Below are 22,467 nucleotides of genomic sequence, written 5' to 3'. Positions count from 1 at the left end.
TTTTAGGAGGTATGTTAATGAGTGTATTATTAGAGGTTAAAAATATTACAAAAATATTTCCTAAGGTTAGGGCAAATGATGGTGTCAATCTGACTGTAGAAGAAGGAGAAATACATGCCATCTTAGGTGAAAATGGTGCAGGCAAATCTACTTTGATGAATATTATTTACGGATTATATAAGCCTGACTCTGGAGAATTAAAGCTAAGCGGCGAAACTTTAAATCTAAGCGGCCCTCATGAAGCCATAGAAAAAGGCATTGGGATGGTTCACCAGCATTTCATGTTGATACCGGTTTTGACGGTTGCAGAAAATATAGTTCTCGGTGCTGAACCTGGTGGCATTTCTTACAACAAGAAAAAAGCCAATGAATTGATTCGAGAGATATCAAAAAACTATCATCTTGAAATCGATCCAGATGCAAAGGTGAAAGATCTATCTGTTGGACTTCAACAGAGGGTAGAGATATTAAAGGCGTTTTACAGACATGCTAAGCTTCTCATTTTGGACGAACCTACTGCTATGCTTACTCCACAGGAGACGGAAGAATTGTTTGAGATAATGAGGAGATTAAAAGAGCAGGGCATTTCTATCATATTCATCAGCCACAAGCTGGATGAGGTTAAAGAGATTTCTGACAAAGTTACAGTAATGAGAAGGGGTAAGACGGTAGGTACTCTCAATACAAAAGATACAAACGAGCAAGAATTGGCTAATTTGATGGTGGGAAGGGAAGTCGTTTTAAGAGTAGAGAAATCAGAATACAAACCTGGTGATGTGGTTCTTTCAGTTAAAGATTTGACTGTTGCAGATGAACAAAACATTGAAAAGGTGAAAAACGTAAGCTTTGAAATAAGAAGCGGAGAAATCTTTGGATTGGCAGGCATTGATGGAAATGGCCAGACAGAGCTTATTGAGGCTTTGATGGGACTTAGGCAGATTAAATCAGGTATCATTAAGTACCAAAATACCGATATTGAAAAACTTCCTACGAGGGAAAGGTACAAGCTGGGCATATCTTACATTCCTCAGGACAGACAGCAGGAAGGGCTTATCATGAAGTTTAGCGTCGCAGACAATCTGATTTTGAAGGAATACAAAGATAGCCATTATTCGAAGAATGGCGTAATACAGTATAAGAAAGTATTTGAAAATGCATCTAAGAAGGTTGATGAATACGACATAAGGCCTACTGATTATACTCTTTTAGCAGGCAACCTTTCAGGTGGCAACCAGCAAAAGATAATCCTTGCAAGAGAAGTTGGTTCTAATCCGAAGCTTTTGATAGCTGTTCAGCCTACGAGGGGAATGGATGTCGGTGCTATTGAGTACATCCACAAAAAGCTTTTAGAGCTTAGAGATGGAGGTTCAGCGATACTGCTTGTTTCATTAGAATTAGAGGAGATAATGTCGTTGTCTGACAGAATCGGAGTAATTCATAACGGTGTAATAATGGATGTATTGGATGGCAAATCTGCTACAAGGGAAAAAATTGGACTGCTTATGGCAGGTTCTCAAATTGACGCAAAGGAAGTTGAGGTGTGATCATGAGTAAAGTATTAAAAAGCATTTATATGCCAATATTAGCTGTTGTAATTGCAATCATTATTGGTTCTATAATAATGTTGGCTACAGGCTTTAATCCAGTAGCTGCCTATACATCGCTTTTCATAGGTGCGTTTGGAACATTACCTAATATAGCAAATACACTGGCAAATGCTGTTCCGCTTATAATAACAGGTCTTGGCGTTGCGATAGCATTTAATGCAGGGCTTTTCAATATAGGTGCTGAAGGACAGTATTGGATTGGCGCTATTGTAGGTACATGGATAGGCTATTCCTTTAAAGGTCTTCCATGGTATATCCACATACCTTTTGCACTTATTGCTGCGATGATTGCCGGAGGATTGTGGGGAGGAATAGTTCCTGGATTTGCTAAAGCATATACTGGCGCACATGAGGTCATTACGACTATGATGATGAGTTATGTGGCAATTTATTTTAGCCATTACCTATTGGAGTTTGGTCCAATGATGGAAAAAGGTTCTGTGCCTCAATCACCGCTTATCAGAAATTCTGCTGTGATACCTACCATCGTGCCAAACACGCAATTGTCTTATGGCATAGTTATAGCTTTGGTTGCAGCCCTTTTTGTTTACTGGCTTATGTATAAGACTGTCTGGGGATATGAGATGAGAGCCGTTGGGTTTAATCAGAGAGCATCAAAATACGCTGGAATGAATGTGCCATTTAACATCGTTTTGTCATTAAGTTTAAGCGGTATATTTGCAGGTCTTGCAGGAGCAGTTCAAATTTTAGGCGTTCAACATAGGCTTTACGACAGCTTTACATCAGGATATGGATATACTGCAATAGTTGTGGCACTGTTGGCAAAAAACAATCCTATTGGCGTCGTATTTTCAGCCCTTCTGTTTGCTGCGCTTGGAACAGGGTCCCAATACATGCAGCTTAATGCACAGGTGCCTGGCCAGTTGACAGATGTCATAACAGGTCTCATCATATTCTTCGTTGCCGCAGACAAGATCATTGAATTGTTTAAAACCATGTTTAAGAAGCAGAAAAAGGAGGAGTTAGCATCATGAAAGAAATTTTATTAAATCCTCAGTTGTGGTCGGCAACCCTTGCCATGGCAACACCATTGGCGCTGCCAGCCCTTGGAGGAACTTTTTCTGAGAGATCTGGCGTCGTAAATATCGCTATGGAAGGTATAATGCTTATTGCGGCTTTTTTTGCGGTACTATTTGCCCATCTTACAGGCAGCGCATGGCTTGGCCTATTAGGTGCGATTATAGTTGGCATGATAGTTGCTGTGATATTTGCCTGGGCTGCAGTAACACTTACTGCTGATCAGGTTATTCTCGGTATGGCAATAAATATATTTGCATCGGGTTTTACAGCATACCTTCTGAATACAATTTTCGGTTTCAGTGGTACGCCTACAGATACACCCATGCTTCCAAATATAGATATACCTATTATTAAAAATATACCATTTATAGGGCAGATATTAAGCGGTAACAGCGTCATAGTATATTTAATGATAATATTGATATTTGCTTCAGATTACTTCTTATTTCACACTAATCTGGGCTTAAGGATAAGAGCCGTTGGAGAAAATCCTGAAGCGGCTGAGACTGCGGGAATCAATGTAATAAAGTTAAGGTATTTAGGAGTTACTTTAAGTGGTCTTTTTTCAGCAATAGGCGGTGCATATCTGTCAATAGGTCTTTTAAACAGCTTTAGCACAGATATGTCCAGCGGAAGAGGTTATATCGCTTTGGCAGCTATGATATTTGGTAAATGGACGCCTTTCGGCTCTTTTGGTGCGGCTTTGCTTTTCGGCTTTGCTACTGCTTTAAGCATGCAGCTTCAAAACAGTGCCTTGTCCAAGAATATAATAATGATGCTTCCATATATTCTCACAGTTTTGGCTTTGGTAGGTGTTGGCGGCAAGAGTGTATCACCTGCGGCAGATGGTGTTCCGTATACTCCTAAGAAATGAGGATTAATATGTTAATTCCTGACAAAAAGCCACTTTATGAATTAGCATTGAATAAGATGGAGGAGCTTATTAAGACTGGTGTATGGAAGGAAGGAATGAAACTTCCTTCTGAAGCTTCTCTATCGAAAGAATTTGGCATAAGCAGGGCTACACTCAGGGAAGCTATGAGAATAATGGAAGATGAAGGCCTTATAACGAAGCAGCAAGGCGTCGGGACATTTGTCCGGAAAAAGCCGATAATAAGAAGTGGGCTTGAGGAGCTTTTCAGCGTCACGTCCCTTATTAAAAGGCAAGGGATGAAGCCTGGCACAAAGGATTTTACTTTCTACAGATTGCCTGCTTTAGAAAGTGAGGCAGAAAAATTAAAGCTAAATCCTGGTGAAGAAATTTACAAAGTTGAGAGGGTAAGGACTGCTGATGACATACCTGTTGTCTACTGTGTTGATAGATTGCCCTACAAAATTGTAGGAGATAATTTTAGCGGTTTCCAAGAATCTATGTTTACTTTCTTGGAAAAAGAGTACAACATAAAGATAACGTATGCTGTATCAAGCATTAAAGTCGTGAAGAATGATGTTATATTGGAGAAAAAGCTTAATATAGGGAAAAATGGTTCGGTTTTGCTTTTAGAGCAAATACATTACGATGAAAACAATAGGCCGATTCTTTTCTCATCAAATTATTTTAATGCTGATAAGTTCGACTTTTACGTCATCAGGAAGCGGGACTGATGGGAGGTATGATTATGGATTACGAAAAGCTGTTGGAGGTTGCAAAAGAGGCGAGGGAAAGTGCCTATGCACCATATTCTAAATTTAAAGTCGGTGCCTGCGTCATAACAAGTAATGGGAAGATATATAAAGGATGCAATATCGAAAATTCTTCATATGGACTTACTAATTGTGCTGAAAGGACTGCACTTTTTAGCGCTTATGCAAATGGTGATAGAGATATAGAGGCGATTGCAGTTGTAGCCGATACAGATGGACCTGTGTCACCTTGCGGCGCATGCAGACAAGTCATGTACGAGTTAGGTGGAGAAGACATGACTGTCATCTTGGGAAACATGAAAGGAGATTTTGTAATAAAAAAAGCGAAAGATCTTCTTCCGTATGCATTTTCTCTGAAAGATGAAAAATAATATTCGTGATATTTATTTAATATTATTTGTTGAGGGCATTATTGATAGAGGTGATTAAATGGTAAACAGAGTTTTACTTATTGTATTAGATAGCGTTGGAGCTGGTGAAGCGCCAGATGCGAATAAATATGGTGACGTAGGTTCAAATACTCTTGGACACATATGCGATGTGACAGGAGTAAAGCTTCCTAATTTAGGGAAATTGGGACTTGGCAACATACTGCCGCTAAAAAGTGTAGAGGCTGATAAGTCGGCTATAGGTGCTTATGGGAAGATGCAAGAACATTCTGCAGGCAAAGACACGACGACGGGACATTGGGAGATAGCAGGTCTTTGGATAGATAAGGCTTTTCCTACATTTCCAAATGGATTTCCTGATGAAGTGATAAATAAGTTTGAAGAAAGAATAGGAAGAAAAGTCATAGGAAATAAGCCTGCATCGGGGACAGAGATAATAGAAGAATTAGGAGAAGAACATGTAAAGACAGGTTATCCGATAGTTTACACATCGGCTGACAGCGTTTTTCAAATCGCTGCCCATGAAGGCGTTATACCTTTAAATGAGCTTTATGAGATGTGTGAGATAGCCAGAGAAATACTGACAGGCGATTATGCGGTAGGCAGAGTCATTGCAAGGCCTTTTATTGGGGAAGCGGGGAATTTTGTGAGAACGGAAAACAGAAGGGACTTTTCTTTAAAACCATTTAGCCCGACTATATTGGATAAGTTAAAAGACGCAGGGCATGAGGTTTTTGCGATAGGCAAGATTGAAGACATATTTGCAGGATGTGGCATAACGGGAAAAGACCATTCTACTAATAATAAGGATGGCATAATTGCGACTTTAAAAGCATTGGATAAAGTAAAAAATGGCCTTATATTCACAAATTTAGTGGATTTCGATATGCTTTACGGACATAGAAACAACCCTCAAGGATATGCAGATGCACTTAGATATTTTGATGACCACCTTCCTGAAATAATGTCAAAGCTTAACGATGATGATTTGCTCATTATTACAGCAGATCATGGAAATGATCCTACGACGGCCAGCACAGACCATTCAAGGGAGTATGTGCCGCTTTTGGTGTACAACCGCAAATTTACACATGGTACAGATTTAGGCGTAAGACAGACATTTTCTGATATTGCCGCAACCATTGCAGAAATATTTGACGTTGAGGGAACTGGCCATGGAACGTCATTTCTTAATGAATTGCCATTTTGATAAGGAGGATCTTTTATGAGAATGTACGACCTTATAATGAAGAAAAGAGATGGAGGCACCTTTACAAAAGACGAGATAGATTTCATCATATCTTCATACACAAAAGACTATATACCTGATTATCAGATGAGTGCTCTTTTGATGGCTATATACTTTAATGGCATGACGAACGAAGAGACAGCAAACATGACGATGGCTATGGCCCATTCTGGTGATGTGCTTGATTTATCGGAAATAAAAGGTATTAAGGTTGATAAACATTCTACTGGCGGTGTCGCAGATACTACTACTCTAGTTTTAGCGCCTCTTGTGGCAGCGTGTGGTGCTCCTGTTGCAAAGATGTCTGGAAGAGGATTGGGCCATACCGGTGGTACGATAGATAAGCTTGAATCAATACCGGGCATGAGGGTTGAACTAAGTGAACAAGAATTTATAGACAATGTGAATAAATACGGCATAGCTGTCGTAGGGCAATCCAGCAATCTGACACCAGCCGATAAGAAGCTTTACGCTTTAAGAGATGTAACCGCCACAGTCGATTCGATACCACTTATAGCAAGCTCTATAATGAGCAAGAAGATTGCGTCTGGTGCTGATGGAATTGTGCTGGATGTAAAGGTGGGCCGCGGTGCTTTTATGAAGGACATAGAAAGCGCCAAAAAGCTTGCAAATCTCATGGTTGAGATAGGCAATTCCGTTGGAAGAAAGACAATAGCACACGTTACAAATATGGATGAGCCATTGGGACTTGCTATTGGCAATTCATTGGAAGTAGTAGAAGCTATTGATGTTTTAAAAGGAAATGGTTCGAAGGACCTTATCGATGTGTGCATGGTTTTAGGTGCTGATATGCTTACAATTGCTGGTGTTGCAAAAGATACCGATGAAGCAAAGAAGATGATGGAAGAAGCATTGACAAGTGGAAAGGCTTTGGAAAAGTTTAGAGAGTTTATAAAAGCTCAAGGTGGAGATGAAAGGATAGTAGATGATCTTTCATTGCTGCCACAGGCTAAATACGTTGAATCGTGGATTGCTGATGAAGATTTGTATATAAAAGATTTGTATGCATTAGACTTAGGTCTTATCGCCATGAGGTTAGGCGCTGGAAGATCTACAAAAGAAGACACAATAGATCTATCGGTTGGCATAATGTTAGGCGGGAAAATAGGCGACTTCATAAAGAAAGGCCAACCTATTGCTACAGTATATGCTAATGATAAAAATAAGCTGGATTGGGCGATGAATGAAATCAAAAAATATATATTAGTATCTGGTCAATATGTGGAGAGACCTCAACTGATTTACATGTAAAATTCCTCAATGAGGAATTTTTTTTTGCAATCATTTAACATTTTACTATTAATGCCGATATAGTAGTCAAAAGGTTTTATCTATGGAGGGGTGTAAATGACAAAAACATTAAGGGGCGAACTTATAAGAGCATTTGTAGTAATCGGCATTTTGCTTTTGGTATTATCATTTACGGTAAATCTGGGAATGATAAACACAAAAAATAACATCAACAATTTAAAAAAGTTTGTCATTAACCAGGTGCTTTACATTTCAAATTCACAGGTGCAGTTGGCGCAGTACAGCAGTGTCCTTCTCAATGATGTAAATAATTACACGATGGGACAAAGCACAAAAAGTGCTTTAAGGACAGATTTAAGCAATATATCCCAAAATGTAAACAATCTTGGAAACGCTTTAGACGATTTCAAAGGCACTAATATATACAATCAGCTAAAATCAGATGTTGATAGCATCAATGACAGCATAAAAAATATCAGTTCGGCCATAGACAGCTTAAATGAGAAGTACATACTCGATCAAGACAGCGATAAGACATTGAAGGTAAGCTATTACGCAACACAGATACAAAACAGCATGACAGACTTTAGCAATAAATATTCGCAGGGATTTTTGCCAATGTTTAACGACATGATATCGCAAAATGACAGGACATTTAAGATGTCTGTCGCAATCAGCGCAGTAATCCTAATTGTGATAATCATTTACTCACTGATAACCGTAAGGAGATTGAGAAAGCTATCAAGGCTTATAAACAGCGAAGTAAGTAAGTCGATGGAGCATTCTGAAAAGGTTCTTGATTCTTCAATACATCTTAAGAAGATGGCGGAGGAGAATACCGGGAACATCAAAATGTCGAGAGACGGCATTGAGCAGCTTACCGAAAGCATCAACACTATTGCAGAAAATGCCAATGAAGTGGCTATGTCTATATCAAATGTTTCTGAAGTTAATGAAGAATTGGCAAGATCTTCTGATACTTTATTAAGTGATATGAATAGCGCTATATCAAAGATAAGAGAAATAGAGGAAAATGTAAAAAGTCAAGGCGATGTTGTAAGAAATCTTATAAATACCTTGAATCAAAGCCTTAAAAATTCAAAAGTCAATTCCAACGAACTGAAAGAGTTGGACAAGAAGATGGGTGGAATAAAAGAGATATTGTCAGCCATATCAGAGATAGCCGATCAGACGAATCTATTGTCCTTAAATGCTGCTATAGAAGCCGCAAGAGCTGGAGAATACGGAAAAGGCTTTGCGGTTGTGGCAGATGAGATAAGAAAATTGGCTAAACAGTCTACAGACAGCGTCGTAAAGATAAGCGAAATAATAGAGAACATAACCAGCTACACAGGTGTGACAATTGACAGCGTAATAAATGACATAGACAATTCAACTAAAGCAGCAATGGAAGTCAACAAAGTATTGGATATATTTAACGATGTAAAGAAGGCATTTGACGAGATTTCTATTGTTATTGGGAACATATCCAGCGTGACTTCTGAAACTGCGGCAAGCTCTGATAAGACTTTAAATGCTGTAAAGAGCGTCATGGGCGCATCACAAAACATATCAGCTCAAGTAGAGGAGCTTTTGGCGTCTTCTGAGCAACTTTTGGATATTATAAACAGAGTAGACGAAAACAACACAAAGAATTTAGATTATGTAAATAATCAGGTTGCGTTTACAGAAGAACAAAAGGCCAATATGGAAAGTATAACGAAAGTAGTCAAAAAGTTATGATGGTTTTACATTTTTAAAAAGATTTGGTATAATTGCATTAGATGGCGTGTAACTCTTAATGAGGCATTAGCCGGTGAGGTTTTATTACCTTGCCGGCTATTATTTTTTAGGAAGAAAGGATGGTAATTTATGAAGAGAATTTTTGAGCTAACATCAAGCGACATCATGAACATGACGGGCAGGAAATTGATTGAAACCATACGGCTATCTGAGGGAAGGACTGTCATGGCAGAGACGATAGTGACTTTTCCAACGCCAATTTATGGTGTATCAAATCCGGAGTTAGCGGCAGCATTTGGTGCAGATTTAATAACGCTAAACTTTTTTGATTTTAAAAGCCCTTTTATATTCGGAATTGATGATCTGGATGTAAATATCTCTAAAGGATTTGGAGAGATAGGAATGCTCGCAGAAAGAGCCTCAAGGAATTTAAACGATCCAAATTACATCAAGAAATTAAAAGAAATAACTGGTAGGGTAATTGGCGTCAACGTAGAACCTGTTCCTGATGATGTCCAATATGTAGAGGGCAGGAAATTAAACAGGGAAAACCTTGAAAAGGTTAAGTTTTATGGTTTTGACTACATCATGATAACAGGAAATCCAAATACGGGAGTAAGTGTTGAAACAATAGCTAATGGCATTGAAATGGCGCGAAGCTTATTAGGTGACGACATGATGATAATTGCTGGCAAGATGCATGGTGCAGGGTCAGGCAATATATACGATCCACAATTGCTTGAAAAGTTTGTCAAAGCTGGTGCTGACTGTATACTCATACCTGCACCGGGAACTGTACCGGGAATCGATTTGTCTGTAGCAAAAAAGATGATTGATGTTGTGCACGATGCAGGTGCATTAGCGCTGACTGCTATTGGCACATCTCAAGAAGGATCGCAAAAAAGTATAATTGAGAACATTGCGCTGCAATCCAAGATGGCTGGCAGCGACATACAGCATATAGGCGACGCTGGATTCGCGCCTGGAATAGCAACACCAGAAAATATAATGGCTTTATCTATCGCCATAAGAGGTGTAAGACATACGTACAGAAGGATGGCTTATTCGATAAAGAAATAGGTATTGACAAGATAAAAAGTATAGAGTATAATGATATTGTAAACGAATAAATGATGATTTCAGCGTGTTACTGGTAAAGCAGGCATGAGCTGGTTAGGTTTTGATACCTTGCCAGCTCTTTTTTATGCCAAAAAAATTTAAGGAGGTATAGTCAATGAAAGGATTAGGTAATTTACAAAAGCTCGGCAAAGCCTTGATGCTTCCAATAGCAGTTTTACCTGCTGCTGCATTGCTTTTAAGGCTTGGCGCAAAGGATGTATTCAACATTCCGTTTATCACAAATGCTGGCGGTGCCATATTTGACAACTTGCCACTTATCTTTGCGATAGGCATAGCAATAGGCTTCGCTGGCGGCGATGGAGTTGCTGGCCTGGCAGCTACTGTCGGATATTTGGTTTTGACGAAAGGTGCAACGACGATAAATAAAGACATAAACATGGGCGTTTTAGGCGGTATCCTTATAGGTATCATAGCTGGTTATTTGTACAATAGGTACCACGACGTAAAATTGCCCGATTTCTTAGGTTTCTTTGGAGGCAAGAGATTTGTTCCTATAATCACATCATTGGCAGCTTTGGTATTGGCTTTTGCGGCAGGTTATGTATGGCCGCCAATACAAAATGTCATATACGCTTTAGGAAAGTGGATAATAAGTGCAGGCGCATTTGGCGTATTTATCTATGGAGTATTGAATAGGTTGCTTATTCCGGTTGGACTTCATCATGTGATTAATAGCCTCGTTTGGTTTGTATTTGGGTCGTTTAAATCTGCATCTGGTGCAGTTGTAACTGGTGATTTAAATAGATTTTATGCAGGAGACCCAACTGCCGGTAGATTTATGACAGGCTTCTACCCTATAATGATGTTTGCACTGCCTGCAGCAGCACTTGCTATGGTGATGGCTGCTAAGCCAAAGAACAGAAAAGCAGTATCTGGTATCATGATTTCTGCGGCACTTACGGCTTTCCTCACAGGTATAACAGAGCCAATTGAATTTGCTTTCATGTTTTTAGCACCTGTTTTGTACGTTGTACACGCAATTTTAACAGGTTTGTCGCTGGCAATAACTTATTTGCTTGGAATAAGGATGGGCTTTGGATTCTCTGCAGGTCTTATTGACTATATCCTTAGCTTTGGAATATCATCTAAACCGCTGCTTTTATTGCTGATAGGAATAATTTACGCTGTAGTTTACTTCGTTGTTTTCTACTTCCTCATCGTCAAATTGAATTTGCCTACACCAGGAAGGCTTGATGAAGACACGGATGAAAGTAACGAGCAATTGTCAAGTTCTGACATTGGTGAGATGGCTCAAAATTATTTAGCTCTTTTAGGAGGAGCTGGCAACATCGTATCTTTAGAGTCATGCATCACAAGGCTTCGCTTAAGCGTCAAAGATGACACTGTCATAAACGACGATGAACTTAAAAAAGCTGGAGCGAATGGCGTTATAAGGATGGGCAAAGGAGCATTACAAGTTATCGTTGGCACAAAGGCAGATTTAATAGCACAAGAGATGCAGAAACGTATGAAGAAAAAATGATCATTAGCGGCCTCTATGGCCGCTTAAAATATATTTTACTATTAACAATAAATTATATATTATTATTTTATGCACAATATTATTGAAAGGATTGGTTCTTATGTTCAATATATTTAAGAAGAAATTTATAGGCGAAACAATAGTATCACCATTTAACGGAAAAGTGATAAATATTGAAGATGTTCCTGATCCAGTATTTTCAGGAAAAATGGTTGGAGATGGTGTCGCCATTGAGCCTAAAGACGGCGTAGTGTATTCGCCTGTAGATGGGGAAGTAATTCAACTTTTTCCTACGAAGCACGCCATAGGCATAAGATCACCTGGTGGACTTGAAATTTTGATTCACATTGGCATGGATACGGTAGAGATGAAAGGCGATGGATTTGAAAGCCTTGTTAAAGAAGGAGAAGAAGTCAAAGCAGGTGATAAGCTTATAGTGTTTGATATTGACAAGGTAAAGGAAAATCATCCTATCATAAGTCCTGTAATTATTACGAATATGGAACTTGTAGATAAGATGAAGAAAAGAGAAAGCGGCGTCACAGTTGAAGGAGGAAAAACTGAAATAATGAAAATAAACTTAAAATGACATATAGAAATTTTAGGAGGGGAGGGTAATGTTCACTGCTTTAAAGGTATTAAATAACAATGTCGTAATGGCTTGTGATGAAAAGAATGTAGAGTGTATAGTTGTAGGAAAAGGTATAGGATTTTCTAAAAAGCCAGGTGATGTGATAAATGAAAGAATTGAAAAAGTCTATTATCTGCAGGAGAAAGCCAATGTTATGAAGTTTTCAGAATTGCTTAACAATATAAGAGATGAAGTTATTGGAATATCTGAGGAACTCATAGCATACGCTGAAAGTGTGAAAGGGCGAAAATTGAATGAACACATCCACATTGCGCTGCCTGATCATATAGCATTTGCCATTGAAAGAATAAAAGGTGGAATAGACATAAAGAACCCTTTTAATCAAGAGATAAGTGCCCTTTACAAAGATGACTATAAAATAGCACTTAAGGCTATAGATTTAATAAACGACAGGCTAAACGTAAGGCTTCCTGAGGATGAGGCGGGATTTATTGCGCTGCATCTTCATGCGGCATTTGAAAATTCTGGTGTGTCAGTCACTATGAAAAACACGAGGCTTGTTTCGGAACTTGTAAAAAGTATTGAAGAAATGATAGGCAGAAAGATTGAGACTGATTCTATTGATTACTTAAGGCTTATTACACACTTAAAATTTGCAGTAGACAGAATAGAAAGAGGTATGCCGATTTCGAATGAACTTCTTCTGCCGATAAAGCGAAAATTTAAGAAAGCTTATAAGATAGCTGCAACCATTGCCAAACACATCGGAAATTCATTAGGGATGAATGTGCCTGAAGATGAAATAGGTTATTTAGCCATACACATACAGAGATTGATGAATGATGTGCAAAAGCCAGATTAGTACGTATAATCTGGCTTTTGCAATTTTAAATATAAAAAATTGCAAAAACTATTGACTTTATTTCTTTATATGAATAAAATATATACATAAGTTTCTTTGATTTAAGAAGGGGGAAGTTCGATGAAATTCAAAAAAGAGGATGGTAAATTGTACCTCGTCGATACAACACTGAGAGATGGAGAACAAACAGCCGGTGTTGTTTTTGCTAATAGTGAAAAAATCAGGATTGCGAAAATGTTAGATGAAATTGGCGTGCATCAACTTGAAGTCGGAATTCCAACGATGGGCGGAGATGAGAAAGAGACTATTGCAAAAATTGCAAAACTTGGACTTAATGCCAGTATAATGGCATGGAACAGAGCTGTTGTAAATGATGTGAAAGAATCGTTAGAATGCGGTGTTGATGCTGTTGCGATTTCGATCTCGACTTCAGATATACACATAGAACACAAGCTTAGAACCTCGAGGCAGTGGGTTTTGGATCACATGACAAGCGCAGTTGAATTCGCCAAAAAAGATGGGGTCTACGTTTCTGTAAATGCAGAGGATGCGTCCAGGACAGACATGGACTTTCTCATAGAGTTTGCAAGGTGTGCAAAACAAGCAGGTGCAGACAGGTTGAGATTCTGCGATACTGTAGGCATATTGGATCCTTTTAAGACATACGACATCATAAAAAAGATTAAAGAAGCCATAGATATAGATATTGAGATGCATACGCATAACGATTTTGGAATGGCGACGGCAAACGCTCTTGCTGGTTTTAAAGCTGGTGCTAACTTTATAGGCGTCACTGTAAATGGCCTCGGTGAAAGGGCAGGAAATGCAGCATTAGAGGAAGTAGTGATGGCACTAAAGCATGTATATAAGTACGACATCAATATAGACACAAAAAGGTTTAGAGAGATTTCAGAGTATGTGTCTACAGCATCTGGAAGGCAACTGCCGTCGTGGAAGGCGATTGTTGGCACAAATGTGTTTGCACACGAGTCGGGAATTCACGTTGATGGAGCTCTTAAAGATCCTCATACGTATGAAATATTCGACCCAGATGAAGTAGGTCTTGAAAGACAGATTGTGATAGGCAAGCATTCGGGCACAGCAGCGTTAATAAACAAATTCAAAGAGTACGGAAGGGTATTGCCTGAGGAGGAAGCAAAAGAACTTTTGCCTTATGTGAGGAGTTTGTCTATTCAGCTTAAAAGGCCGCTTTTTGACAAAGAATTGATATATCTTTATGAGGAGCACATATCTAAGATTAAGGCAATTTAATTAGAGGGGGATGACAAGTGAATTTAACGCAAAAAATTTTGAAGAAGCATTTGGTGGAAGGAGAACTTGTAAAAGGACAGGAGATCGCTATTAAGATAGATCAGACACTGACGCAGGATTCTACAGGAACTATGGCTTATCTGGAGCTGGAGGCTTTAGGAGTAGACAAAGTGAAGACGGAGCTTTCTGTGGCTTATGTCGATCATAACATGCTGCAGGAAGGTTTTGAAAATGCAGATGACCACAAATACATCCAGACTGTTGCTGCGAAGCATGGAATATACTTCTCAAGGCCAGGCAATGGTATTTGCCATCAAGTCCATCTTGAGAGATTTGGCAAACCGGGTAAGACGCTTTTAGGGTCTGACAGCCATACGCCTACAGGCGGTGGCATAGGTATGCTGGCCATTGGTGCTGGAGGACTTGATGTGGCATTGGCTATGGCTGGTGAGCCCTACAGGTTGATTATGCCAGAAGTGATCAATGTTAGACTTACTGGAAAATTAAAACCATGGGTGTCATCGAAAGACATCATACTTGAGCTTTTAAGAAGGCTTACTGTAAAAGGCGGGGTTGGAAAGGTATTTGAGTACACAGGAGATGGAGTTGCAACACTGTCCGTTCCTGAAAGAGCTACCATTACAAATATGGGAGCTGAATTAGGAGCGACTACATCTATCTTTCCGTCTGATTTCCGTACTTATGAATTTTTAAAAGCCCAAAAGAGAGAAGACGACTTTGAAGCACTGCTGCCAGACGACGATGCCGAGTATGATGGCGTCATAGAAATCAATCTTGATGAATTAGAGCCGATGGTGGCATTGCCTCACAGTCCAGACAATGTAATAAAAGTGAAAGATGCAGGAAAGCTTAAAGTCGATCAAGTGGCAATTGGTTCTTGCACAAACTCGTCCTACATGGACATGATGAAAGTAGCGGCCATATTAAAAGGTGGTCTTATCGCAGAAGGAGTAAGCTTAGTCATATCTCCTGGTTCAAGACAAGTTTTAAACATGCTTGCAAAAAACGGCGCATTATCAGACATGATTTCGGCTGGTGCCAGAATTTTAGAGACAGCCTGTGGACCATGTATAGGCATGGGTCAGGCTCCTGCTACAAATGCCATATCACTTAGGACGTTTAATAGGAATTTCTATGGAAGGTGTGGCACAAAGTCAGCAAAAGTGTATTTGGTAAGTCCTGAAGTAGCTGCTGCATCGGCATTGGCTGGTTATCTCATAGATCCGAGGGAATTAGGAGAAGAAATCAAGATAGAGATGCCGAGTGAATTTTTGGTGAATGACAATATGATAATAAAGCCGCCTGTGAATGCAGATGAATTTGATGTTGTAAGAGGCCCGAACATAAAGCCTTTCCCTATCAATACGCCTCTTGCAGATATTGAAAAGGCCGTCTTGATAAAGGTAGGGGACGACATTACGACAGACCACATTATGCCGTCTAATGCTAAGCTTTTACCACTCAGATCTAATATTCCAGAGCTTTCAAAGCATTGTTTTGAGACGATAGATCCTGATTTTTCTAAGAGAGCTTTAGAAAATGGCGGTGGCATAATAGTTGGCGGAAATAACTACGGTCAAGGTTCCAGCAGGGAGCACGCCGCGTTGGCGCCGCTTCAACTGGGAGTGAAAGCAGTAATTGCAAAGTCATTTGCAAGGATACACAAGGCAAACCTCGTAAATAGCGGAATTCTTCCTTTAACATTTGTAAGTGAAGATGATTATGACAAGATCGATGAAGGCGATGTGCTCAAGATTGAAGGTGCTGTAAATCAAGTCAAGGCAAAAGGCAAGATTGTCGTTAAGAATGTGACGAAAGGGTATGAATTTGAAGTAGATCTTGACGTCAGCGATAGAAATCGGGAAATCCTAATAGAAGGTGGACTCATAAATTACGTGAGAAAAAAAGATAAGGTTTGATGAAAAAGCATGCTACGGCATGCTTTTTTTAGTAAGCTCTTTGGTATATAATAAAAATATATGCGAAAAGAGGGGTATTTACTTATGGAAAATGAAAGGCTTAAAAAGCAGATAGAGTTTTTGAAAGAGATAGACAAGTTAAAGCAAGTATTTAGGCAGACGCTTCTTATGGATGGCACGCGCCATGAGAACGATGCTGAGCATTCTTGGCATCTTGCAATGATGGCGTTAGTCCTTTCTGAATACGCAAGCGAGAAAATCGATGTTAGCCATGTGATTAAGATGGTTCTTGTACACGATATAGTAGAGATTGATGCTGGTGACACATTTGTATACGATGAGAAGGGATATGAAGACAAATCAGAAAGAGAGAAAAAAGCGGCAGAGAGGCTATTTAATATTTTACCTAAAGATCAGGCAGACGAGATAAAAGCCTTGTGGGAAGAATTTGAAGAACGCAAAACTAAAGATGCAAAATTTGCATCTGCCCTTGATAGGATGCAGCCTATAATACATAATTACTATACGAATGGGCATTCGTGGAGAGAGCATGGGGTAAAAAGCCATCAAGTTCTTGAGAGAAACAAAATTGTCAGCGAGATAGCGCCAGAGCTATGGCAGTTTATCAATGATATATTGGAAGATGCAATAAACAAGGGATATATTGAAAGATAATTAAAATTTTTGATAAATATTAAGAATATAGGAGGTCAATTTGATGTCGGTTTTTGATGTATTGAAAGAGAGAAATTTTATACAGCAGATGACGCATGAAGATGAAATCAAAGAATTACTTGAGAAAGAAAAGGTTACTTTTTACATAGGTTTTGACCCGACGGCAGATAGCCTGCATGTTGGACATTTTTTGCAGCTTATGGTTATGGCTCACATGCAAAGGGCAGGACACAGGCCTATTGCTTTAATTGGTGGTGGCACTGCCATGATAGGCGATCCTACTGGCAAGACAGATATGAGAAAGATGCTGACGAAAGAGGAGATAACACACAATGCCGAAGCTTTTAAAAGACAAATGAGCCGCTTTATAGATTTTTCAGATGGCAAAGCGATACTTGCCAATAACGCTGACTGGCTTTTAAATCTTAACTATGTGGAGTTTCTAAGGGATATAGGAGTACATTTTTCTGTAAATAAGATGCTTACTGCCGAATGCTTCAAGACGAGGCTTGAAAGAGGACTTTCTTTTTTAGAGTTTAATTACATGCTTATGCAAGCGTACGATTTTCTTATGCTAAACAAAGAGTACGGCTGTGTGCTTCAGATGGGCGGAGACGATCAGTGGTCAAACATATTGGCAGGCGTCGATCTGATAAGGAGGAAAGAAGGAAAACAAGCTTACGGCATGACATTTACTTTGCTTACTACAAGTGAAGGGAAGAAGATGGGTAAGACTGAAAAGGGAGCTATTTGGCTTGATGCTGATAAGACGCCGCCGTATGATTTTTATCAGTATTGGCGGAATATAGATGATTTAGATGTTGAAAAGTGCCTCTCATTGTTGACATTTTTGCCTATGGATGAAGTCAGAAGACTTGGCTCTTTAAAGGATAAGGAGATAAATGAAGCCAAAAAAGTTCTGGCGTACGAAGTTACAAAACTTGTACATGGTGTGGATGAGGCTGAAAAAGCGAAAAAGGCAGCAGAAGCCTTGTTTGAGGGCAGAGGAGATTTAAGCAATGTGCCTACTTCCATGATTACAAGTGACATGTTAGGATCAAATTTGTTGGATGTTCTTGTAAAGACTGGCATAATTCCTTCAAAGAGCGAAGGAAGGAGGCTTATTACTCAAGGTGGCCTTTACGTAAATGATGAAAATGTAAAAGACGTAAATGCTGTAGTTACAGAAGACATGTTTAAGGAAGGTTACATGATTTTAAGACGAGGTAAAAAGTCTTACAACAAGATAATCCTTACATGATGTGTGGCGTACATAGTGTGCGCCATATTTTTTTATAAATTTTATAATTTATTAATTATTACTTATTTGTAAAATATTATATAATTATACATGAGATAAAAGGGGTGGGCATTGTGAAAAAATTTATAATTTCTGTACTTGTATTGATAGCTGCATTTTTTATATCGTATGAGGTGACAATGGGTAAAAACGGCATCATACAAGAAACCTCTAAAGTTGGCAATGATAATTTAAAGCAGATAGCATCGATAGATGATAAAAATGTAAATAATGCTCCGATAGAAATTACCGTAAGCGCTGCAGGTGATACGACGCTGGGATCTGATGAAAGCTTTGGCAAAGAGTACACGTTTGACGCAGAGTTTCAAAAGCACAGTGGCGATTACGGGTACTTTACTCAAAATGTGAAAAGCATCTTTACAAATGATGACATGACAATAGTCAATTTAGAAGGCACGTTGACAAATGCTTCAAAAGAGGCCGACAAAGAGTACAAGTTTAGAGGCAATCCCATTTATGTAAATATATTGAAAGATGGTGGTGTTGATGCTGTAAATTTGGCCAATAACCATTCTTTTGACTATGGAAGGCAAGGATTTGATGATACAGTTTATACCCTTAAAAAAGCAGGAATAGGCTTTTTTGGATATGGGTATAAGTACATAAAGGGAATCAAAGGAATAAAAGTAGGAGTTTTAGGTTATACAGGTTGGAGCTTTCCTGAAGATTTGAAAAAGCAAATAAGAGAAGATATTCAGGATATGAAAAGGCAAACCAATTTAGTCATCGTATGCTTTCACTGGGGTGATGAGGGAAAGTACTATCCCAATAAGATACAGGTAGCATTAGGACATTATGCAGTTGATGAAGGAGCAGATCTTGTTTTGGGCACACACCCTCATGTGATAGAGGGCATAGAAAGATACAATGGCAAGTACATAGTCTATTCTTTAGGCAATTTTATCTTTGGCGGCAACAGAAACCCATCAGACAAAGATGCATTTATATTTCAACAGACTTTCACGTTTGATGATTCAAAAAGACTAATCAGTTTATCAAACATGAATTTAATACCTATATCGATTTCCTCTTTAAAAGATCGGAATGATTTTACACCTGTCATATTAGAAGGTAGCGAAAAAGAAAGGGTATTGAAAAAGATTGCGGATCTATCAAATGGAATTAAATAAAATAAAAGAGCAATGTATTGAAATTACACTGCTCTTTTTAAATTTTTAATCTTTTAAAGGCCTATTTTTTTCGTCAACAAATACTACTTTCGGCTTATAAGTTTTAACTTCTTCATCATCCATCATTGCATATGAAATTATGATCACAATATCACCGGGGACGCAAAGTCTTGCTGCAGCACCGTTTAAACATACAGTGCCTGAATCTTCTTCTCCTTCTATGACGTACGTTTCGAATCTTGCACCGTTGTTGTTATTAACGATCTGCACTTTTTCCCCGGGCAAAATGTCGGCAAGATCCATTAATCTCTTGTCAATAGTTATAGAGCCCATGTAGTTTAGGTTTGCATCTGTGACGGTTGCTCTGTGAATTTTAGATTTCATCATAAATCGCTGCATTATTCATCAACACCCCATAGTAGATTGTCAATCAATCTCGTATTTCCTATATAACATGCAATTGCAATCAATGCTTTATCACCTATAGTGTTTAGGTCATCCAACGTATCAGGGTGAACACATGAGACGTACTGTACTTTACATTGAGGCTCATCTTCTAAAGTTTTTCTCACAGCATCTAAGATTTTTTCTGCACTTCTTTCTCCAGATACAAGGAGTTTTTCTGCTTCTTTTAGTGACTTGTTTAAAATTAGTGCTGCACGTCTTTCCTCATCAGTTAAGTAAGTATTCCTTGAACTTAGTGCTAATCCGTCTTCATCCCTTACTATAGGTGATGCGATTATTTCGACTGGTATATTTAAGTCTTCCACCATTTTCTTTATTACAGCTACTTGCTGAGCGTCCTTTTGGCCGAATACTGCTATATCTGGCGTAAATATATTAAAAAGTTTTGCCACTACAGTGCATACACCGTCGAAATGTCCTGGTCTATATGCACCGCAAAGCTTGTCTGTGATTTTACTTACGGTTATTGTCGTAAGCCTTTCGTCTGGATACATTTCTTCTACCGATGGTATAAAAACAAGATCGCAACCTTGATTTTCCAACAGTTTAATGTCCCTTTCAACATCTCTTGGATATTTGTCATAATCTTCGTTTGGTCCAAATTGGATTGGATTTACAAATATGCTGGCACATACGAAGTCCGAATTTTCTTTAGCTTTTTTTATGAGGGAAAGGTGCCCTTCATGAAGATAGCCCATGGTTGGCACAAGCCCTATCTTTTTATTTTGCTTCTTTTGCGACTTTATGATTTCTCTGACATCTTGTATCTTTTCAACGACCATCATTTTTCATCACTCTTTCTATTAGCAAATGAGTATTCATCAGTTGGGAAGGATTGATTTTGGACATCTGATATATAGCTTCCTACGGCATCTTTTATTATTTGGCTGATGTTTGCGTACTGCTTTACGAATTTTGGCTTATGCCCCTGTGTAAGTCCCAGCATATCGTGAAGTACAAGTATCTGACCATCGCAGTATGGCCCTGCTCCGATGCCTATTGTAGGTATTGACAGAGATTCAGTGATTTCTTTTGCCAGATCCATCGGTACGCATTCTAAGACAAGAGCGCAGATACCGGCATCTTCTAATGATTTTGCATCGTTTTTTAACTTTGATGCTGTTTTATCATCCTTGCCTTGAACCTTGTATCCACCTAATTTGTTTACAGATTGAGGTGTGAGGCCTATGTGACCTACTACTGGAATGCCGGAATTCACGATCGCCTTTACAGTTTCAGCTATTTCGATGCCGCCTTCCAGCTTTACGGCTTGTGCGCCTCCTTCAGACAAAAGGCGAGCAGCATTTTTAAGTGCATCTTCTTTAGATATGTTGTAAGACATGAAAGGCATATCAGCCACAACAAAAGCATTTTTTGCTGCTTTTGTGACAGCCTTTGTGTGGTGTACCATGTCATCCATTGTGACAGGTATGGTACTATCATATCCTAATACTGCCATGCCGAGGGAATCACCTACAAGTATAAAATGAATACCGCATTCATCCAATATCTTTGCTGTCGGATAATCATAGGCAGTCAATGCAGTTATCTTTATGCCATCTTTTTTTAATTTCTTTAGAGTAGAAACTGTTATTTTATCATTCATTAAATATCTCCTCCAATTCCGATATTTTCTCATCACTTGAGCCTTTAAAAAGTCTTATTGTGGTATTTCCCATGGCTTTATATAACTTTAAAATATCGCCGTCTTTTATGTTTTCCACATGTTTTTTGACCGTTTCTATGTCGCATCTGGCAATAGGACCTGACAATGATGCGTCACATCCTCTTTCACTTATGTTCTTCAAAGTTCCATTTATAAGCGGTAAAAGCAGATCTGGATGTTTGTCAAAAGGAAATCCAGAAGCTTTTAAAAGTTCATTGGCAGCTTTTACAAGTGTAACAAGGTAATTTGATGCTATGACACATGCTGCGTGATAAAGGGGTTTATTAATGCCATTAATTACTATTGGCTTTGCTCCTATTGCTTTAGTTATACTTATTCCGACATTTACAGCAATGTCATCTCCTTCAATTGTAAAGTAACTTTCGGGAAGCAGAGAGACGGCAGCTTCTATTGATGGGCATGTTTGAATCGGGTGTATGACCATCGTGTGTCCATATTTTTTAAGAGGCTTTAGTACATCAATAGATATTGAGCCGCTTAAGTGGACAAAGATTTTATTGTTTATAATAGATTTGTGTTTCAGGATTTCTTCCACGATAGATTTTATACAGTCGTCTTTTGTGCTTATTATGATTACATCTGATGCGTTTATAATGTCTTCATATTTTGAAAAAGCAGCAGAATTTGTAAGTGATGATGCGTTCAATGATGAATTTACATTTCGACTTAGATATCCAGAGACTTTTATTGAAGAATGTGACAATAAAATACCTAAACCTGTGCCTATTTTTCCTGCACCTATGAAACCCACTTTCATTTAAACAACACTCCCTTCAAATGTGGGAGATAACAAAAAAACCTTCCGCACGGAAGGCATAATACACCATCTTATCTCCCGTCCCGGTCATATGATCCTGGCGAGGTATAAACTTTTAAAATTTTAACATTATGTATGGTTCCACTCGGGATACCATCATAATAAAAATAGCACTTTGATTCGATAAAGTCAAGAAAA

The 22,467-nt window shown here is 38.7% G+C and carries 21 protein-coding genes; 17 read left to right on the top strand and 4 right to left on the bottom strand.

The genetic code is table 11. The features are described 5' to 3' along the window. The first annotated feature begins 17 nt into the window (after positions 1-17). From ACZ42G_RS11675 to ACZ42G_RS11595, 17 genes are all read left to right on the top strand, one after another. Complete coding sequence (locus ACZ42G_RS11675) at positions 18-1,544, top strand: ABC transporter ATP-binding protein (protein ID WP_464850538.1); 1,527 nt, start codon at positions 18-20, stop codon at positions 1,542-1,544. Positions 1,545-1,546: 2 nt separating this feature from the next. Continuing rightward, complete coding sequence (locus ACZ42G_RS11670) at positions 1,547-2,602, top strand: ABC transporter permease (protein WP_085111768.1); 1,056 nt, start codon at positions 1,547-1,549, stop codon at positions 2,600-2,602. Beyond that, positions 2,599-3,522, top strand: coding sequence for an ABC transporter permease (locus tag ACZ42G_RS11665; RefSeq protein ID WP_085111767.1), 924 nt, complete (start codon positions 2,599-2,601; stop codon positions 3,520-3,522). Before ACZ42G_RS11670 ends, ACZ42G_RS11665 begins: the two co-directional genes overlap by 4 nt. 8 nt (positions 3,523-3,530) lie before the next feature. Beyond that, complete coding sequence (locus ACZ42G_RS11660; RefSeq protein WP_085111766.1) at positions 3,531-4,253, top strand: GntR family transcriptional regulator; 723 nt, start codon at positions 3,531-3,533, stop codon at positions 4,251-4,253. A gap of 14 nt (positions 4,254-4,267) precedes the next feature. Beyond that, a complete protein-coding gene (locus tag ACZ42G_RS11655) occupies positions 4,268-4,663 on the top strand; it encodes a cytidine deaminase (RefSeq protein WP_085111859.1) in 396 nt (131 codons plus the stop codon). Between the two features lie 58 nt (positions 4,664-4,721). Further along, complete coding sequence (locus tag ACZ42G_RS11650) at positions 4,722-5,891, top strand: phosphopentomutase (protein WP_085111765.1); 1,170 nt, start codon at positions 4,722-4,724, stop codon at positions 5,889-5,891. Between the two features lie 15 nt (positions 5,892-5,906). Next, on the top strand, positions 5,907-7,202 hold the full coding sequence (locus tag ACZ42G_RS11645; RefSeq protein ID WP_085111764.1) for a pyrimidine-nucleoside phosphorylase: 1,296 nt from the start codon (positions 5,907-5,909) through the stop codon (positions 7,200-7,202). A 96-nt stretch (positions 7,203-7,298) separates the two neighbouring features. Further along, complete coding sequence (locus ACZ42G_RS11640; protein WP_085111763.1) at positions 7,299-8,945, top strand: methyl-accepting chemotaxis protein; 1,647 nt, start codon at positions 7,299-7,301, stop codon at positions 8,943-8,945. 129 nt (positions 8,946-9,074) lie between these two features. Next, on the top strand, positions 9,075-10,025 hold the full coding sequence (locus ACZ42G_RS11635; protein ID WP_464850534.1) for a DUF7916 family protein: 951 nt from the start codon (positions 9,075-9,077) through the stop codon (positions 10,023-10,025). A 154-nt stretch (positions 10,026-10,179) separates the two neighbouring features. Then, a complete protein-coding gene (gene nagE, locus ACZ42G_RS11630) occupies positions 10,180-11,568 on the top strand; it encodes an N-acetylglucosamine-specific PTS transporter subunit IIBC (protein ID WP_014756994.1) in 1,389 nt (462 codons plus the stop codon). A 100-nt stretch (positions 11,569-11,668) separates the two neighbouring features. Further along, positions 11,669-12,157, top strand: a complete 489-nt coding sequence (locus ACZ42G_RS11625) for a PTS sugar transporter subunit IIA (RefSeq protein ID WP_464850532.1) — start codon at positions 11,669-11,671, stop codon at positions 12,155-12,157. A 28-nt stretch (positions 12,158-12,185) separates the two neighbouring features. Next, positions 12,186-13,022: a glucose PTS transporter transcription antiterminator GlcT gene (gene glcT, locus ACZ42G_RS11620; RefSeq protein WP_464850531.1), complete on the top strand. Its 837-nt coding sequence runs from the start codon at positions 12,186-12,188 to the stop codon at positions 13,020-13,022. A gap of 120 nt (positions 13,023-13,142) precedes the next feature. Next, positions 13,143-14,294 carry a homocitrate synthase gene (nifV, locus tag ACZ42G_RS11615; protein ID WP_014756991.1) on the top strand — a complete coding sequence of 384 codons (1,152 nt, stop codon included), beginning with the start codon at positions 13,143-13,145 and terminating at the stop codon, positions 14,292-14,294. A 17-nt stretch (positions 14,295-14,311) separates the two neighbouring features. Then, positions 14,312-16,234, top strand: a complete 1,923-nt coding sequence (locus tag ACZ42G_RS11610; RefSeq protein WP_464850530.1) for an aconitate hydratase — start codon at positions 14,312-14,314, stop codon at positions 16,232-16,234. 84 nt (positions 16,235-16,318) lie between these two features. After that, positions 16,319-16,909: an HD domain-containing protein gene (locus ACZ42G_RS11605; protein ID WP_464850529.1), complete on the top strand. Its 591-nt coding sequence runs from the start codon at positions 16,319-16,321 to the stop codon at positions 16,907-16,909. 43 nt (positions 16,910-16,952) lie between these two features. Then, entirely contained in the window at positions 16,953-18,170 is a 1,218-nt protein-coding gene (gene tyrS, locus ACZ42G_RS11600; protein WP_464850528.1) for a tyrosine--tRNA ligase, read from the top strand. A gap of 113 nt (positions 18,171-18,283) precedes the next feature. Next, positions 18,284-19,360, top strand: coding sequence for a CapA family protein (locus tag ACZ42G_RS11595; protein ID WP_464850527.1), 1,077 nt, complete (start codon positions 18,284-18,286; stop codon positions 19,358-19,360). A 45-nt stretch (positions 19,361-19,405) separates the two neighbouring features. On the opposite strand, the gene panD is transcribed toward ACZ42G_RS11595, so the two are convergent. Genes panD through ACZ42G_RS11575 form a run of 4 tightly spaced genes read right to left on the bottom strand, consistent with a single transcriptional unit; the run spans position 19,406 to position 22,269 of the window. Beyond that, positions 19,406-19,759 (bottom strand): aspartate 1-decarboxylase, encoded by a 354-nt coding sequence (gene panD / locus ACZ42G_RS11590; RefSeq protein ID WP_464850525.1) that lies wholly within the window; start codon positions 19,757-19,759, stop codon positions 19,406-19,408. Beyond that, positions 19,759-20,610 (bottom strand): pantoate--beta-alanine ligase, encoded by an 852-nt coding sequence (gene panC, locus ACZ42G_RS11585; RefSeq protein ID WP_464850524.1) that lies wholly within the window; start codon positions 20,608-20,610, stop codon positions 19,759-19,761. Before panC ends, panD begins: the two co-directional genes overlap by 1 nt. Further along, positions 20,607-21,431 carry a 3-methyl-2-oxobutanoate hydroxymethyltransferase gene (gene panB, locus ACZ42G_RS11580; protein WP_464850523.1) on the bottom strand — a complete coding sequence of 275 codons (825 nt, stop codon included), beginning with the start codon at positions 21,429-21,431 and terminating at the stop codon, positions 20,607-20,609. Before panB ends, panC begins: the two co-directional genes overlap by 4 nt. Then, positions 21,424-22,269, bottom strand: a complete 846-nt coding sequence (locus ACZ42G_RS11575; protein WP_464850521.1) for a Rossmann-like and DUF2520 domain-containing protein — start codon at positions 22,267-22,269, stop codon at positions 21,424-21,426. The genes panB and ACZ42G_RS11575 overlap by 8 nt, the downstream gene beginning before the upstream one ends. Between the last annotated feature and the right edge of the window lie 198 nt (positions 22,270-22,467).

This window comes from Thermoanaerobacterium calidifontis (assembly GCF_055381745.1).
Note: the sequence above shows the minus strand (reverse complement) of the source record. Positions and strands in the feature narration are given on the sequence as shown.

What these genes read in the sequence shown, in the direction of transcription:
- panB (WP_464850523.1), bottom strand. Translation starts at nt 21,431, where the DNA reads ATGAATGATAAAATAACAGTTTCTACTCTAAAGAAATTAAAAAAAGAT.
- ACZ42G_RS11640 (WP_085111763.1), top strand. Translation starts at nt 7,299, where the DNA reads ATGACAAAAACATTAAGGGGCGAACTTATAAGAGCATTTGTAGTAATC.
- ACZ42G_RS11665 (WP_085111767.1), top strand. Translation starts at nt 2,599, where the DNA reads ATGAAAGAAATTTTATTAAATCCTCAGTTGTGGTCGGCAACCCTTGCC.
- ACZ42G_RS11675 (WP_464850538.1), top strand. Translation starts at nt 18, where the DNA reads ATGAGTGTATTATTAGAGGTTAAAAATATTACAAAAATATTTCCTAAG.
- panD (WP_464850525.1), bottom strand. Translation starts at nt 19,759, where the DNA reads ATGCAGCGATTTATGATGAAATCTAAAATTCACAGAGCAACCGTCACA.
- glcT (WP_464850531.1), top strand. Translation starts at nt 12,186, where the DNA reads ATGTTCACTGCTTTAAAGGTATTAAATAACAATGTCGTAATGGCTTGT.
- ACZ42G_RS11575 (WP_464850521.1), bottom strand. Translation starts at nt 22,269, where the DNA reads ATGAAAGTGGGTTTCATAGGTGCAGGAAAAATAGGCACAGGTTTAGGT.
- ACZ42G_RS11625 (WP_464850532.1), top strand. Translation starts at nt 11,669, where the DNA reads ATGTTCAATATATTTAAGAAGAAATTTATAGGCGAAACAATAGTATCA.
- nifV (WP_014756991.1), top strand. Translation starts at nt 13,143, where the DNA reads ATGAAATTCAAAAAAGAGGATGGTAAATTGTACCTCGTCGATACAACA.
- ACZ42G_RS11655 (WP_085111859.1), top strand. Translation starts at nt 4,268, where the DNA reads ATGGATTACGAAAAGCTGTTGGAGGTTGCAAAAGAGGCGAGGGAAAGT.
- tyrS (WP_464850528.1), top strand. Translation starts at nt 16,953, where the DNA reads ATGTCGGTTTTTGATGTATTGAAAGAGAGAAATTTTATACAGCAGATG.
- ACZ42G_RS11650 (WP_085111765.1), top strand. Translation starts at nt 4,722, where the DNA reads ATGGTAAACAGAGTTTTACTTATTGTATTAGATAGCGTTGGAGCTGGT.
- ACZ42G_RS11670 (WP_085111768.1), top strand. Translation starts at nt 1,547, where the DNA reads ATGAGTAAAGTATTAAAAAGCATTTATATGCCAATATTAGCTGTTGTA.
- ACZ42G_RS11660 (WP_085111766.1), top strand. Translation starts at nt 3,531, where the DNA reads ATGTTAATTCCTGACAAAAAGCCACTTTATGAATTAGCATTGAATAAG.
- nagE (WP_014756994.1), top strand. Translation starts at nt 10,180, where the DNA reads ATGAAAGGATTAGGTAATTTACAAAAGCTCGGCAAAGCCTTGATGCTT.
- ACZ42G_RS11645 (WP_085111764.1), top strand. Translation starts at nt 5,907, where the DNA reads ATGAGAATGTACGACCTTATAATGAAGAAAAGAGATGGAGGCACCTTT.
- ACZ42G_RS11605 (WP_464850529.1), top strand. Translation starts at nt 16,319, where the DNA reads ATGGAAAATGAAAGGCTTAAAAAGCAGATAGAGTTTTTGAAAGAGATA.
- panC (WP_464850524.1), bottom strand. Translation starts at nt 20,610, where the DNA reads ATGATGGTCGTTGAAAAGATACAAGATGTCAGAGAAATCATAAAGTCG.
- ACZ42G_RS11635 (WP_464850534.1), top strand. Translation starts at nt 9,075, where the DNA reads ATGAAGAGAATTTTTGAGCTAACATCAAGCGACATCATGAACATGACG.